10 protein-coding genes, 1 pseudogene, 1 riboswitch and 1 other annotated feature are annotated in these 15,346 nt (G+C 38.2%); of the genes and pseudogenes, 5 read left to right on the forward strand and 6 right to left on the reverse strand.

Features of this window, described 5'->3' with window-relative positions; genetic code table 11:
• Positions 1–65: 65 nt before the first annotated feature.
• The 3 genes from K8L98_RS25670 to K8L98_RS25680 form a co-directional block, all read right to left on the reverse strand.
• On the reverse strand, positions 66–1,847 hold the full coding sequence (locus K8L98_RS25670) for an ABC transporter substrate-binding protein (protein WP_243551643.1): 1,782 nt from the start codon (positions 1,845–1,847) through the stop codon (positions 66–68).
• A gap of 75 nt (positions 1,848–1,922) precedes the next feature.
• Positions 1,923–3,434 (reverse strand): ABC transporter permease, encoded by a 1,512-nt coding sequence (locus tag K8L98_RS25675; protein ID WP_243551085.1) that lies wholly within the window; start codon positions 3,432–3,434, stop codon positions 1,923–1,925.
• 13 nt (positions 3,435–3,447) lie between these two features.
• Entirely contained in the window at positions 3,448–4,896 is a 1,449-nt protein-coding gene (locus K8L98_RS25680; RefSeq protein WP_243551087.1) for an ABC transporter permease, read from the reverse strand.
• A gap of 137 nt (positions 4,897–5,033) precedes the next feature.
• On the opposite strand from K8L98_RS25680, the gene K8L98_RS25685 reads away from it, so the two are divergent.
• Positions 5,034–6,773: an ABC transporter ATP-binding protein gene (locus tag K8L98_RS25685; RefSeq protein ID WP_243551089.1), complete on the forward strand. Its 1,740-nt coding sequence runs from the start codon at positions 5,034–5,036 to the stop codon at positions 6,771–6,773.
• Positions 6,774–7,018: 245 nt separating this feature from the next.
• Positions 7,019–7,125: riboswitch (SAM riboswitch) on the forward strand.
• Positions 7,126–7,485: 360 nt separating this feature from the next.
• Here K8L98_RS25685 and K8L98_RS25690 read toward each other — a convergent pair.
• Positions 7,486–8,490 (reverse strand): DUF3231 family protein, encoded by a 1,005-nt coding sequence (locus K8L98_RS25690; protein WP_243551090.1) that lies wholly within the window; start codon positions 8,488–8,490, stop codon positions 7,486–7,488.
• Between the two features lie 135 nt (positions 8,491–8,625).
• Between K8L98_RS25690 and K8L98_RS25695 the strand changes: the two are divergent.
• Together K8L98_RS25695 and K8L98_RS25700 are read left to right on the forward strand one after the other, a co-directional pair.
• Positions 8,626–8,787: pseudogene (locus tag K8L98_RS25695) on the forward strand (helix-turn-helix domain-containing protein); the annotation flags it as partial.
• 315 nt (positions 8,788–9,102) lie between these two features.
• Positions 9,103–9,358, forward strand: a binding site (T-box leader).
• 59 nt (positions 9,359–9,417) lie between these two features.
• Positions 9,418–10,776 (forward strand): amino acid permease, encoded by a 1,359-nt coding sequence (locus K8L98_RS25700; RefSeq protein ID WP_243551092.1) that lies wholly within the window; start codon positions 9,418–9,420, stop codon positions 10,774–10,776.
• A 113-nt stretch (positions 10,777–10,889) separates the two neighbouring features.
• Here K8L98_RS25700 and K8L98_RS25705 read toward each other — a convergent pair whose 3' ends face one another.
• Positions 10,890–12,488, reverse strand: coding sequence for an APC family permease (locus tag K8L98_RS25705; RefSeq protein WP_243551094.1), 1,599 nt, complete (start codon positions 12,486–12,488; stop codon positions 10,890–10,892).
• Positions 12,489–13,125: 637 nt separating this feature from the next.
• Here K8L98_RS25705 and K8L98_RS25710 point away from each other — a divergent pair.
• Positions 13,126–13,833, forward strand: a complete 708-nt coding sequence (locus K8L98_RS25710) for a DNA alkylation repair protein (protein ID WP_243551096.1) — start codon at positions 13,126–13,128, stop codon at positions 13,831–13,833.
• A gap of 184 nt (positions 13,834–14,017) precedes the next feature.
• Positions 14,018–14,461, forward strand: coding sequence for a GNAT family N-acetyltransferase (locus K8L98_RS25715; protein ID WP_243551098.1), 444 nt, complete (start codon positions 14,018–14,020; stop codon positions 14,459–14,461).
• A gap of 130 nt (positions 14,462–14,591) precedes the next feature.
• Here K8L98_RS25715 and K8L98_RS25720 read toward each other — a convergent pair whose 3' ends face one another.
• Positions 14,592–15,161 (reverse strand): biotin transporter BioY, encoded by a 570-nt coding sequence (locus K8L98_RS25720; protein ID WP_243551100.1) that lies wholly within the window; start codon positions 15,159–15,161, stop codon positions 14,592–14,594.
• Between the last annotated feature and the right edge of the window lie 185 nt (positions 15,162–15,346).

Genomic DNA, 15,346 nt, shown 5'->3' on the forward strand with positions numbered 1-15,346 from the left:
AGCAAGTAAAACTTAGCATACTAAAAAACAATCAGAGATAAACTCCCGGATTGTTTTTTGAAATGTTACTTTTTCCCTTTTTGATAGTTATTTAAGTACTCTTTTACTTTGCCAGGATCTGCAACGAGTTCGTTCCCGGTATCCACAAGTGTACTTACTGTAGAAACGGCTTTGATTTTATTTCCTTGATAGTAATTAATAAATTCATCCTGGTTGATCGAATATAGGACTGCTTTGCGCAAGTCTTCGCTTTTTGCAACTTCACGTTTTGAAGTATTAAAAAGCATGTAGCTGACTCCGTTGCTTTCAAGCGTTTGAAGACTTAACTTAGGATCGTTTTCCACAACCTCATATTTTGTTTCAGGGACACCGTAGTATAAATGAATTTCGCTGTTGCGAAGTGCTGATAGTGAGCTTTCAGGATCCGCAATAAATCGAACTGTTACGTTTGAGATTTTAGGTTCATGCTCAGTTTCCTTCATGTAAGCAGGGTTTTTTAGAAATACGGCTTCATAATCATTTTTATGTGACAAGATATAGGGTCCGCTCGCATACAGGGTATTATTGTATTTGTCGCCTTCTGTCACAGTGTTTTGATCACCGTACGGGATATCTTTATTCACATCAAATGTTTCAACATCATATGTGTTGATGCTTTCTACTTGTTTCTTTGATACAATTCCTGCGGATTGGTGAGCTAAATAGTTCAATACTTGAGGAAATGGTTCCGTCGTTGTCATTTTGACAACCTGATATTTTCCTTCAGCATTGTTTGCTTCGTCCTTTTCTTTTACAAGCTCCGAGATTCCCGTTTTCAGCTCAGCTTCTAATGCATCTCTTACTGTACCTTCACCAGAAGATAAAGCGACATCAAGTTCAGCAAGATCAGTTACGACTTCTGCTTTATCAATGTGTTCATGCAAGCTGTATGTGCGATGGTCAGGGACAGATTTTGGATTTTTTGCTCGGTCCAGTGAAAAAATAACGTCATCAGCGCCGACACGTTCTCCGGTATCCACAGCTTTTTTATCCGTAACTGCTGCAAAGTTAATGTCATCTCTTAACAAGAAGTAATAGTCTGAGTTGCCATCAGCAATAGCGAAATTATGTGATAATGAACCTTTGGCTGTTACAATGTCATCATCTGTCAAATTAACGAGTCTTACGTACATATTCGTGTTTAATTGATTGATGGAGCCATCATTTCCTTTGATTGGATCAAGTGAAGTCAAAGCTGAAATGGCCTGTGTTAAAATCAGCGGATCTGTTTCTCTTTTTGATTTATCTGCAAAGTCGATTGTTTCCCAAGCAAGAGCACGAGATTTGGATAGTCTTACAGTTTTTTCGTCTAAAATATCCTTGTTGATTCCCTGAGTTTTGTACGAGCTGTATAGAGGGGCAATGTATGCTCTCTCGAATACCAGCAGGTCTTCTAATTTCTTATATGTACCTGTATAATCTTCTGGTGATTGAGTGCTTGCTAAGTCAATCAATTCATCGATTTCTTTGTCGGCCATTATGCTGTTATCGCCATTTGTTTTAAAAAGTGAACGAACTGCATAATCTGGATTGCCTGTAACAGTTGTCCAGCTTGATACGGCAACATCATAATTGCCTGCATCCTTTTGGGAAGTGAAACTGCCATAGTCAGGCTGCAGGTTCAATTTAACCTCAAATCCATTTTTGACAAGCTGATCACGGACGATGTTGACATCGGCTTCATTGGAACTCATGCTCAAAATTTCAATTTCTGGTTTTACAGTGTTATTTCCACCATCAGTGGCCGTGCTTGCTTTTTCAGTTACTTCAGATTTGGTATTCAAGCAGCCTGTTAATACCAATACCATGATCAGTAACAATGGCAGTAAACTCTTCTTCAATCTTAAAACCCCCTGTATTTGTGTTTTTTATTATGAATAAACTCAATCCATCTTTGGATCGAGGGCATCCCGAAGTCCATCTCCAAGAAAGTTAAAAGACAGGACGAGTGCAATAATTGCTAGGCCAGGAAAGATAGCCAGATAAGAATGCGACTCAAGATATGTGCTGCCGATTTTTAAGATATTTCCCCATTCAGGAATATGAGGTTCTACCCCAAGTCCTAAATAACTCAAACTGCTTGTTGCTATAACAGCACCGCCGATGGTCAATGTAGCTTTAACAATCATCGGTGCCAGTGAATTTGGCACAATATGTTTGAAAATGATGGCCAGATCACTTGACCCAAGTGCTCTGGCGGAATCTACGTATTCAAGGTTGGATACCATCAATACATTTGCACGCATGGTCCTAGCATAAGTTGGTATCGAACCGACACTTAGTGCAATAATTAAGTTCATCGTATTCGCTCCGAATGCCGCAATAATTGCGATAGCTAACAAAATACCAGGAATTGCATATAAAACGTCAAGCAGCCGCATAAGCACATTATCCATTTGACGGCCGTAATATCCTGCAAGAGCTCCTAAAATACCCCCAATTACCACTGGTATAAAAGTGGATATTATTCCAACGATAAGCGAAATACGTGCACCGAAAACGATGCGTGAAAACAAATCCCGGCCAAAATTATCTGTTCCTAATGGATAGACTAAACTAGGTGATTGAAGCAGAACTTCATAGTTATTTTCTATTGCCAAATCATAATCAAAGGTTAAATAGCTGCATATTGAGATAGCGAAGACAAAAATAATGAAAAACATGCCAAGCATTGCCGTTATATTTCGTGTGATTTTATCCCAGATTAAACTCCATTGACCGATGCCCAGACGGTTTTGATTCCGTAGTTTGATGATCAAACTTATACCTAATAGAAGGGCAAACAGATTACCTGTTATCGAAGTAAGTATCAGAGGGATGGTTAGAAACCATAATACTTGGTGAGTCGTATTGCTTTCTGCACATTTTGCAACAATAACTAAAGCTGCAATATAAAAAATAGCGATAATCATTAAAATGAGCACTCCAATAGGAAATAAGTCAGCAACGTAGGGCTTAAATATATTCAATGCCGATACTGCAATAATGAAGAATTGAACCATCACCATGTAAACGGCAAATGTATATTCAGATGTTTTTCGTTTCTGGATAAGGTTGAATGCAAAGCTGACAATAAAAATATTAGCTGTCAAAATGCTTATTAGTTGGACATATCCAAGGCGCCTTGTGGAAGTCCTTATTTGGCCATGCTCCATAATATCCTGTTTAATTCGAAGTGAAATGAAAAATTGAATGCCTGTAAACAAGGCATACAGCATAAAAGTGATGAACACAGCAGGTTTTATTGAGAAATCCTTAAAGTCAAAACTGTTTACAAGCAATATAAGTGATAATACAAGCGAAGTAATTAAGGTGAAACTTGCCTGTGTGTACTCGGAAGAGCTTTTAAGTACAAATGAGCTTTTCTTATTTTCTGTTAGTTTAATAATGGACATCAGTGCACCTGCTTTAATATTGTTTCATCTTTGAGCGGATGCGCGGATCGATAAACGCATACAACAAATCAATGATGAGATTCACGATTGAAATCGTAACGGCTATGTAAACTACACCGCCTAAAATACTTGGAATGTCAGGAACAAATTGTTTGTCAACGATATAACTACCGATTCCGCTGATATTGAATACTTTCTCCGTCACAGCAGCCCCTCCAAGCATTCCCCCAAACAGCAAACCAATGACTGTGATGATTGGAATCATTGCATTGCCAAAAACATGTTTCCATAATATATAACGCTTACTAAGGCCCTTTGCTTTTGCGGTAATAATATAGTCTTCGCTCGCAACTTCAAGCATTGAAGAACGAGTCATGCGCGCAATCGAGGCTGTTAATGCTGTACCAAGTACGACAACGGGCATGATCATCGACAACCAATTTGATGGAACGTAAGAAGAAGGCAGCCACTTGAGATTGATAGAAAATCCTAAAATGAAGATGAGTCCTTGCCAAAAATTAGGGATGGATAATCCGATTAATGCTACAAACATTAGCGAGTAATCTAAAAATGATTTTGGCCGGGTTGCAGATATGATGCCTACCGGAATAGCGATAATTATGGCCATCATTAATGCGAAAATCGTTAGATTAAATGTAACTGGAAATCTATTGGCAATAGTGGCAACAACGTCTTCATTGCCTGTAAAGGAAGATCCTAGATTGAATGTCGCTATTCCCAGGATAGCGTTCCATAATTGTGAAAGGTAGGACTGGTCAAGTCCGTGCAGTTTGTTGAAAGAAGCTATTTGCTCTTCTGTTGCCGATTCACCGAGAAGATTTGCTGCCGGATCAAAAGGAGATATATACAAAATGGAAAATACAAGAATGACGACACCTACAATGACAAAAATACTCATAAACAATCGTTCAAATATGTTTTTAAGATAAAAATTGCTGTACAGAAAAATGAACAAATACATGAGTAATCCCGGAATAAATGATAAGAGTAAAAACAATGGGCTTTGAATGAGTGTTTGAAAGGTTTCTGTAAATGTAACCCGTTTTTCCCCAAGTGCCTCTAATTTTTCATAGGTTGTTGTTATGACTGCTTTCTGCAGTTCTTCTTCAGCCCATTTATCTGCCTGCTGTCCGATTTCCTTCATATGAACAGATTTTCCGAAAAAAATCTGCTTTCTTAAAAGCTGATCTTTAAACTCCTGTTTCATTTGCTCCTTATATCCTGCTGCATGGAGCATTGCTTTTGTTTCTTCTTCAATAAATGTAAACGAATCCTTCTTTCTTCTGTAAAAATAAAATAATAAGACTACCAGAGTAACGGGAAATCCTAGGATAAGCAGTAAAAAATGATAGGTGGGACGCAATTGAATCTTATTATAGGTTAGGAGAATGGGATTTAATAAGTCGATTTTCCTTTTAGTAGTTATAAGTTCTGTGCTCATAGGATGGGGCAACCTTTCTGTTTAAATTTGACTATTCCGACCAGTTTAGTATATTTTAGGTTAAGTATCTAATAAAAGTCAATCGATTTTTAGAGCAATCATTTCATTCAATTATTTATTAGCGGCAGGTGAAGACGTTGGAAACGATTTTAAAAGTTAATAATTTACGTGTGGCATTTCAGAGTGGAGAAAAGGAGTTCGAGGCAGTCAGAGGTGTAAGTTTTGAAGTGGAAAAAGGGGAAACCCTTGGTATTGTCGGAGAATCCGGGAGTGGTAAAAGTGTAACTGCGAGAACAATTATGCGCATATTGCCATCACCACCTTCTTACATCAAACAAGGAGAAGTGACGTTTTTAGGTGAAAATCTCGCACTTAAATCAGAAAAAGAAATGGAATCGATCAGAGGCCGTGATATAGGAATGATCTTTCAGGATCCAATGACGTCCCTAAACCCTACTGTCCGTATTGGAAAACAAATTGCAGAGAGTCTGATAAAACATCAGAATCTGGCGAAGGATCAAGCAAAACTACATGCGATAGAAATGTTAAAGCTTGTTGGAATTCGTGACAGCGAAGAGCGGTTCCATCAATATCCGCATGAGTTTTCGGGAGGCATGAGACAGCGTGTTATGATTGCGATTGCCCTTGCTTGCCAGCCAACACTGCTAATTGCAGATGAACCCACAACAGCGCTCGATGTTACCATTCAAGCGCAGATTTTGAATTTGATGAAAGATATTCAGCAGCGTCTAGGCACTTCCATCATTTTGATTACCCATGATCTTGGCGTTGTTGCGGGAATGTGTGATCGTGTAATTGTAATGAAAGATGGGGAAATCGTTGAAACCGGAACAACAGAAGAAATTTTTGAGCGTCCAAAGCATCCGTATACTGTAAAATTATTAAATGCTTTGCCCCGGCTAGATGAAAAAAAGAAAAAGAAACGCACACCTCTTTCAGCTTTCCAAAATGATCCTGAGAAACCATTACTTAATGTCAAGTCTCTTAAGCAGCACTTTGATATGGGCAAGGGAAATACAGTAAAAGCCGTTGATGATATCTCGTTTTTTATACGTCATGGGGAAACACTGGGTTTAGTTGGAGAGTCAGGTTCAGGAAAATCCACGACTGGGCGTGCAATTTTAAGGCTTCATGAACCGACTGACGGCCAAGTTTTATACGAGGGAATGTCAGTTAACCGGTTAACAAAAAAGGAATTGAAAACAATGAGGCGTCACATGCAAATCATATTCCAGGATCCATATTCATCACTGAATCCTCGGCTAAAAGTACTGGATATCATAGGTCAGGCCATTGATATTCATAAACTTACCTCCAGTAAAGAACAGCGCAGGAGAAGAGTTGAGGAACTGCTTGAAATGGTTGGTCTTGAACCCTCTCATGCTCTCCGTTATCCGCATGAGTTTTCAGGAGGACAGCGTCAGCGTATCGGCATTGCACGGGCGCTTGCTGTGGAGCCTAAATTCATTGTCTGTGACGAACCCTTGTCAGCACTTGATGTATCTATTCAGTCACAAATCGTAAATTTGCTTGAAGATTTACAACATAGACTTGGATTGACGTATCTATTTATTGCCCATGATTTGTCGATGGTGAAACACATTAGTGATCGTGTTGCCGTCATGTATGCCGGAAAAATTGTTGAACTCGCAGAAAGTGAAGAATTGTATTCAAATCCGCAGCATCCATATACAAAATCATTGCTTTCTGCCATTCCAATACCGGATCCGAAAATTGAATCAAAAAAGAAACGGGTTTTATTGCAAGAACAAACTGCAGACGACAAGTACAACTTGCTGAATTCTGAGCTTATTGAAGTGTCTAAAGATCATTGGGTCGCAATGGTGAAGAATTAATGAAACCCACATTTACTATACTGTACAATACATAAATTCATATAGTAGTATAGTAACTACCTATTATTTTGAATTCCGACATGGCACATCTGATTTATTTTATTAATTTGATATTAACAACAAACTTTTTAATGGAATTCGCTCACTGGCTTTCATTCAAGTAACCTGAGAACTAGAGATGGAAGCCTTTCGTGTATTTATCATTATGAGAGATGAGCCTATCAAGTTATGTAAAAAAACATATATTCTAATTTAGAGAGGTGGAGGGAATGGCCCTATGAAACCTCGACAACAGGCTTTTATACGTACTGTGCCCATTCCAACAAGCAGGAATGGGCTTGAAAGATAAGATGAGATATTCGATTCAAACCTAAACTCTTTCTTATTTTAGAAAGAGTTTTTATTTACTCTATATTTGAAGAGGGGTGAAGATTTCCGATACCTTTCTGTTTTATACTTTACATGAATCGAGGAATAGTCACAGTTCTTGGATGATTTTTACGATAGGACTTACTAAGCAACAGAAATTGATCTTTAACGAACGGTTGCTTGATTCCAATAAAAAGGCACCCGATTATTCGGATGCATACTTAATTATTCCCTGTAAATAAACTGAGTATTCTCGCTGAACACATTCTCTTAATTTGATTTTGCCTTGGGCTATACCTAGCTCTAAAAGGACTTTTATTCTCATATACAAACTATAGTAATATTATTTTTCCTTTGCTATTTCTTTTCTATTAGGAGCAAGTGGTGGTTGTTCTAACCATTTATTTTGTACCATGATATTAAACCATTTTTTAGTTAACATTATGTTTTTTAGTATGATGCTTTCATAAGTCGCTACAAGGTCTGTTCGCATGGCTGATGCTAAACCTGCTCCATGATAAAATTGTGCAGCTTGAAACAAGAAACCAACATGATACATCATTAATTTGTCGGAAAAAGGAGAGTCCGTTGAAGTTGTCACTTCTGTTTCCCACGACCTAGGAACTGGTAAATTATCTGTGTGCATTATTTTTGAAAAAGCTTGTATTTGTTCATCAGCGGATTTCTCAGAATCCTCTAAAAACTTTCTTGCTTCTTTTGATTGAGTGACCTGACTAAATCCAATAGAAAGTGTTTTAGCCATAATACTTTTTTTAAGGTTTAAAGAAATACTTATGATTTCTGTTGCAGACAAACGCCTGCCTTTCCCGAAAAATCCATCTGTGAAATCTTTACTGGAAATAAATTCAGGATTTTTGGTAGGGTAAAACAAAGGATCTCTCTGGAAATGCCCTTTTTCAAGCAATAACTCAATGGTTTGATGGTACATTTTTTTTCCATCATTATCACATGAATCGTAAAAAAGCCGTAAATCCTCTCTAACAGAAACGCCTAATGAAGTGGTGTGTCCTAACAAACCATGTAAAGTCATGATATGTAAATAATTTAAGCAAAAAATGTCCGTGAACAATCTCTCTGCCCCTTTATTGAGGTCAGATTCAGTAAATCCAATTGGAACTGGAAAACCCTCGTTTTCAATAAAAGTTACGAGTTGTTGCTTTTGTTTTTCAAACGTCTTAATAGCATCATTAAAAATTGTTTTAATTGATTCATCATCAATAATAGAGTGCATATATCTATTTACTACGTCAGTCATTGTTCCGTTTATATACTGTCCCCATAGCGTTCCTATTTCAGAAGATGTGAGTTTTAATTTATTCTTATCCACATTATCACCTCTTGAATATTATTTACTCATTCAGCAATAGATATGAATTTCTTATTAAACTAAAGGGTGCTTTAATTCAGTTATAGGCTGCCATTTACGGCGGCTTTTTCTTATTGAAACTATATTTCGCCATTATACATGATAGCTAAAAGGTCAGGCGTACCTAGGTCAATGTTATATGAAGTATTGGCAAAATTATTAAAAAAAGGAGCCGTTTATACAGCGCCTCTTGTACCTTTGACTTACGTACCTTTACCAGCAAAAGAATTAATCAATCAACTGCGTAATAACTTCGAATATTATTAAAAAAATCATTATTTAAGAAACAGATTAACGAAGTTCCAGTCAAGCCCCAAGCAAAACAAGCTCTGTTGAAATTTTCTTAGTGCACAAAATCCGCGTGCAACCCAGTGTATAAAGAATAGTTCCTTCATTTACCGAATTTAGGAGAGAATTTAAGAAACAAAAGTGGGAAAGAAGGATGAGGAGCGTAAAGGATCAAAGGTCATCAGTAAAGTTTTAGAAAAATCATTTTATTCATTGACAATGAGGTTTTCAGCTTGTATAGTATAGCAATATATTAGTTGTGCACGACATTACATGATGGAAATAACGAACACTATGATTAGGAAAAGTAGAAGAATGTACATGATGAGCAGAGAGCTGCGGGGTGGTGGAACGCAGTCACATGGCACTTTGAACTCGCCTAGGAGTGGTAGAGCTGAATAGGATATGTTTATCTTAGGTTCTAACGATTAACCTACGTTACAAGGTTTAGCATTTTATACTGTGCGCTAAGCTGGACTCTGTAAGAATAGGAGTCAATAAGAGTGGTACCGCGGTTGGCCTAAAGCCCATCGTCTCTTTTAAGAGACGATGGGCTTTTTTGCATACTTACAACACAACATAGATTAGGAGGCTAAATGTATGAGTAACAAACAAGAGAGTTTAAAACGAACCATGACATCACGCCATATTATGATGATGGCGCTCGGAGGAGCTATAGGTGCAGGGTTATTTAAAGGAAGCAGCACAGCCATCGATATGGCAGGCCCGGCAGTAATTATTGCGTATATGATTGGAGGAATCATATTGCTTTTAATTATGCAGGGCCTTGCTGAAATGGCAGTAAGGAACAAAGAGGCTAGAACATTTCGTGATTTAATTCAGCCGCTTTTAGGTGGTTATGCCGCGCACTTTCTTGACTGGATATATTGGAAAATGTGGGTGCTAAATATAGCAGCAGAATCAGTGGTAGCCGCTATTTTTCTGCAGTACTGGCTTCCGGACTTACCGGTTTGGATACTGGCTTTAATGGTTTCTGCCATCGTTACCCTAGTAAACTTATTTTCAGTAAAGATATTTGCAGAAACTGAGTATTGGCTTGCCCTGTTAAAGATCAGTGCAATTGTATTATTTATCATCTTTGGCTTAATCATTTTATTAGTACCGTTTCAAGACCATGCCGCAACTGGCTTTTCTAATCTTACAAAGCATGGCGGATTTTTCCCTAATGGTATACATGGATTGATTATGGCGATGCTTGTGGTGATTTATTCATACGGCGGTACTGAAATGATAGGCGTTACTTTGGCAGAGGTAAAAAATCCAGAAAAGGTTATACCAAAAGCTGTAAGAGGCACATTGACGCGGATTATTTCTTTTTATATTTTACCGTTTTTTATTATTGTGAGCCTGATCCCCTGGAATCAAGTGAATGGCGTTCCGGAGAGCCCGTTTGTGACGGTGTTTAAAATGATAGGAATTCCATATGCGGATCACATTATGAACGCCATTATATTGTTAGCTATAATTTCTTCTATGAATTCCGGACTATATGCATCGTCGCGTGTCCTGTATACACAAGCGGTGGATGGACGTGTTCCAAAACTATTCGCAAAAGTGTCTAAAAAGCAGGTGCCTGTTTATGCGATACTGGCTTGTACATCTTCGCTGTATGTAGGGGTGCTTATTTCTCTATTTGCTGGAAGCAAGACTTTTAATTATTTAATGGGTTCTCTTGGATATACCGTTTTATGTATTTGGATTATTATTGCGATGGCGCATTTGAAATCTCGCAAAAATCAGACACAGCAAGTCAGCTACAATGTTCGCTTTTTTCCTTACACGACTTGGATAGCTCTATTGGCGCTGCTTGCTATATTGATTGGTGTAATTGCTACTACTTCCATTATTGTGACGACTATCACACTCTTAATTTATTTATTGATTACAGCGGCTTACTTTGGAGCCCGTACACGTTTTGCCAGAAGACAAGCTGCATGATTTTCCCTTTAATAAAGAGAGACACTGCTTATTATATAAGTGGTGTTTTTTTTATATTTTTTTCACTATGAACTAAAGTCCATTTTCTCCATTGGCCCCTCTTTATGGCACGGTTAAGTTCGAACAGCCTCTTTTGATGCTTCATGCTCAGGGGCATCATTATCAATAATCGCTTTTGGCAATCCGGAATGCTTGGCCCAGTAGTAAATGACAAGAGCACCTATGGCAATTATGATAAGATCCCATGGATTTTTCAGTAGACCAAGCCCGCCTCCAAATGAACCAAAATAGGAAATGATCAGCATCATAATATAGTAAGCAATTAACCACCATGCCGATTTTAGCTGCTGTGCCAAGCCAACCTCTTTTTTCGGCACATATTTCGAAAAGAGAAGATATAATACAAACATTAGCAGCTGAGAACCGAGCAGCCAGGAAATCGTCTTCCATCCAGACCAATAAACAATATAAGTTGCAAAGATGAAGGAAATCGGTGCAATAATACTCATCCCTTTTAGCGTAAACGGCTTATGAAGATCTTTTGCGTTTATCCGGAAAGCAGCAGCAGAGACAGGGGCAATTGCATACGACAGTATTAGTGCCACTGAGCATACATTTACAAGCGCGTTCCAAGAAGGGAATGGAAGTGTCCAAAAAACGGATAATACGAATGACAGCCATAAAGATGGCCGCGGTATTCCTGTCTTTTTGTTCACCCTGGAAAATACGTTAAACAGCGTCCCTGTACGAGACCATGCATAAACTAAGCGAGTGGTAGTATTCATGAAAATATTACCATTTCCTCCTGGTGATATAATAGCGTCCAGCACGACGATTGTAGCTAGCCATCCCATGCCCAATGCTACAGCAATATCTTTAAAGGGGAGTGCGAACTCAGTTTGAATTTTCTCCCAGCCATCTGAAAGCATGTTTGTAGGAATACTGCCGATAAACAACACTTGAAGGAGAGTATAAATAATCGCTGCAAGAACAATGCAAACAATCAAAGCGATAGGAATGTTGCGCTGTGGATTTTTGACTTCTCCTGCTACAGATACAATTGGATGAAGCCCCAGGTAGGCAAACATTACCCCGCCCGTTGAAATGGCAGCCTGAATCCCTTGTACTCCAAAGGGAGCGAATCCTCCTACAGAAAAATTCTCGGCTTTAAAATGAAAGGCTAGCACTACAATGATAGTGAGTGGTACAAAATATTTAAAAATCGAAATGATGATATTCGATTTGGCAAATGTTTTTACACTCCAATAGTTAAGCAAGAAAAAGAGGCACAACAAACTAAATTGAACAAGCCATCCTGCAATGGTTGGAGAATCTGACCCTTTTATTGTAAGTCCGGGAAGCCAATAGGCGATATATTGCCTTACCGCTGTTACTTCTATAGAAATCAAGCTAGTGTAAGCAACGATGGTGATGAAAGATATAAGGTATCCCACCAAGGGGCCATGCGAGTAAACAGGATACCGTAAAATCCCCCCAGTTCGTGGTAGAGCTGCACCCAACTCTGCATAAACCAGCCCAATTAAAAGAACAATGATTCCTCCGATTACCCAGGATAAACTTCCAATCGGACCTGCCTTTGAAGCAACATTACTTACGGCAAAAAGCCAGGCCGAGCCAAATATAGCTCCTAATCCTATGAGTATAAGATCTAATAATGATATCGTTTTTTTGAATGGTCCTTGATGTGACATCTACTTCCTCCTTAATTATCCTAAAATCCCCGTTTCTAGCCCCCTCTACTATAATATCTTTCGTCTTTTTAATATTCTTCGTCGGTTTTTGCGTAATCATACATTTCATACATTAAATATTGCTATGCAGTTTAACACTTAATTTATGGCGTGATTTCAAATTGTAGAATCTTCGGCCTGCCCTGAAGTTAGCTGGAGCTGTTTATTACCTGATCGGCCTTTTCTTATTGAGGAATTGGGCGCTTACGTTGAAGATCGGTGAGCTGTTTATGTAGTTCTTTTTTAATAAACGGCAGGATAAAGGAATTAAGTTCAAGAATTTATGAAGATGGAAATGTTGAAAAGAGGTAGTGAGAATAAGGGATAACCTTTCTGTTTTTCTTGATCAGATACAGAAAAAAGAGTTTCCCAGTAATGAATAATGTTTATTCGTTCAAAAACCTAATGAAGTCTTATTAGGTTCAGGTTTAATTTGTACCAAAGGTGCACGGGGAAAATGTATTTGATCTGACTTCTCTGGATTGGCATGCTACTTTAGATCTTTTACCTCAAGTTAAAGCATTGCTTGATAAAGAATACGATTTAGATGGTGTTACAATGAAGTGGGTATGTTTATAAAGAAAGGAAGTGCAAAACGATGGATTTTGAAATGGTTATGCAGGAACTGGAAGCGCTCGGTAAGGAACGAATTAAAAAGACTTACATAAGCAATGGTGCACACGAGCCGCTTTTTGGCGTGGCTACGGGCGCAATGAAGCCGCTCGCAAAGAAAATCAAGAAAAATCAGCCTTTAGCCGAGCAGCTTTACGCCACAGGGAACTATGACGCCATGTATTTTGCCGGCATCATTGCTGACCCAATGACAATGACTGAGGAAGATTTTGATCGTTGGATTGATTCAGCGTATTTTTATATGCTGTCAGATTATGTAGTTGCAGTAACTTTAGCAGAAACCGAATTTGCGCAAGTTGTTGCGGATAAATGGATCGCAAGCGGTGAAGAACTTAAAATGTCGGCAGGGTGGAGCTGTTATTGCTGGCTTTTGGGTAATCGCCCGGACGCTGAATTTAGCGAAAGCTCGATTGCCAGTAAGCTTGATCAGGTGAAAAATACGATTCATGATTCTCCAGATCGAACAAAATCCGCTATGAATAATTTTATTTACACTGTCGGAATTTCATATTTGCCGCTTCATGATAAGGCGGTTGAAACGGCTAAGGCAGTAGGCCCAGTCGAAATCAAGCGGGGCAAGAAAAAAAGCAGCATCCTGCTTGCGTCCGAAAATATTCAAAAGGAATTAGATAGAGGTAAGCTTGGTTTCAAACGCAAATATGTAAGGTGTTAGTATAGTTTGTAGTGTACCTACACTAACCGAAACGAGAGCTCCGTACATCATTCGAAGGTTGTTGACAAGTAAGGATCGGTGGCTATTCAACAACGGGCGCATTACTTAAAGATTTGAGCTGGTATCGTAATGTTTTTTCACCTCCATAAAGTGTATAATTCGATCAAATAGGGAGGGAATTCAAATGGAAACATATCAAGCTACAATTGAAGACTTAGAAGGAGTATCAAATTTATTTAATTTTTACCGTGTGTTTTATCAACAAACATCGGATATAGAAGGTGCTAAGACTTACATAAAAAAACGTTTAGAGAGCAAGGATTCTGTGATATTTGTTGTTAAAGACAAACAAAAGTATGTTGGATTTACTCAACTTTATCCTGCATTTTCATCAATATCCATGAAAAGAGCATGGATATTAAATGACTTGTATGTAGATGCAGAAGCAAGGAAACAAGGAATAGGAGAATTACTCTTGTATAAAGCAAAAGAATACGCCATTGAAACAGGTGCTAAAAGTATAAGTCTTAGTACAGCACCAGATAATTATTCTGCTCAAAGGCTATATGAAAAAAATGGATACATACGGGATTCACAATTTTATCAGTATGAATTAAGTTTGAATTAATAACCGTTTGATCTATTATTCAATTAAAGGGCGCGTTTATGGAGTATTGAAAAAAGCCCGATTTCTCCAAATTAAATTTGAACCGGCCATCCCAAGTTCATAAAGAGCAGGGACTGGCTGGTTTTATTATTTATGCCGGAATATCCTGTTTCTGTTGAAGCATATTCGCTTGTACTAATCGCCTTCTCACGGTAATTCCAATCCAACTTGCTAAAAAGGCTTTTATTAGTCCCACTGCAATGAAGGGGTAGGCTCCGACCGCTAATGCTTCAGACCATGAAAAATCTAGTACGAGTTTTAATTGAATGGTTCCCATCAATAACGTGACGATCATTCCAACCGTATTAGCAATCATACCCATCTTAAGCGTAAATGATGTTTTCTCCAGGATAAACCCAGTTATAAGTGCAGTTAAAATAAATCCAAATATGTATCCGCCTGTAGGGCCAAAAAGTACGGAAAATCCAGCCTTCATTTCGGCAAAAACAGGTAACCCGACTGCTCCAAGGGCTACATAGCAGACTATGGATAGAGCTCCGTATCTACTGCCCAGAATCGTTGCCGCAAGTCCTACCGCAAGTGTTTGTCCACTGATTGGCACAATAGGTAATGGAATCTCGACTTGAGCTAATACAGCGGTAATGGCAGCGAACATAGAACATAAAATTAACATTCTTAATCTTTCATTTCTTACGACCATCTTCGAGTCTCCTTTTAATATGTTAACTAAATTAATAATCATGTTAACATAATTATGATGAAAATTGGAATCTTTTTTTACACGGCAACAAGGCGGTCTTGTTACTCCCGCATCGTTCCCTATTAACATCATCATCATAATATTAGGAACACCAATTAAATATCACTTAGGAAAAATATTCTATG

It is taken from the genome of Metabacillus dongyingensis (assembly GCF_019933155.2).
Classification (GTDB): domain Bacteria; phylum Bacillota; class Bacilli; order Bacillales; family Bacillaceae; genus Bacillus_P; species Bacillus_P dongyingensis.

Bases quoted from the DNA above. Each gene is read 5' to 3' on its own strand.
- K8L98_RS25670 (WP_243551643.1), bottom strand. From the start codon at position 1,847: ATGGTATTGGTATTAACAGGCTGCTTGAATACCAAATCTGAAGTAACT.
- K8L98_RS25675 (WP_243551085.1), bottom strand. From the start codon at position 3,434: ATGTCCATTATTAAACTAACAGAAAATAAGAAAAGCTCATTTGTACTT.
- K8L98_RS25680 (WP_243551087.1), bottom strand. From the start codon at position 4,896: ATGAGCACAGAACTTATAACTACTAAAAGGAAAATCGACTTATTAAAT.
- K8L98_RS25700 (WP_243551092.1), top strand. From the start codon at position 9,418: ATGAGTAACAAACAAGAGAGTTTAAAACGAACCATGACATCACGCCAT.
- K8L98_RS25705 (WP_243551094.1), bottom strand. From the start codon at position 12,488: ATGTCACATCAAGGACCATTCAAAAAAACGATATCATTATTAGATCTT.
- K8L98_RS25710 (WP_243551096.1), top strand. From the start codon at position 13,126: ATGGATTTTGAAATGGTTATGCAGGAACTGGAAGCGCTCGGTAAGGAA.
- K8L98_RS25715 (WP_243551098.1), top strand. From the start codon at position 14,018: ATGGAAACATATCAAGCTACAATTGAAGACTTAGAAGGAGTATCAAAT.
- K8L98_RS25720 (WP_243551100.1), bottom strand. From the start codon at position 15,161: ATGGTCGTAAGAAATGAAAGATTAAGAATGTTAATTTTATGTTCTATG.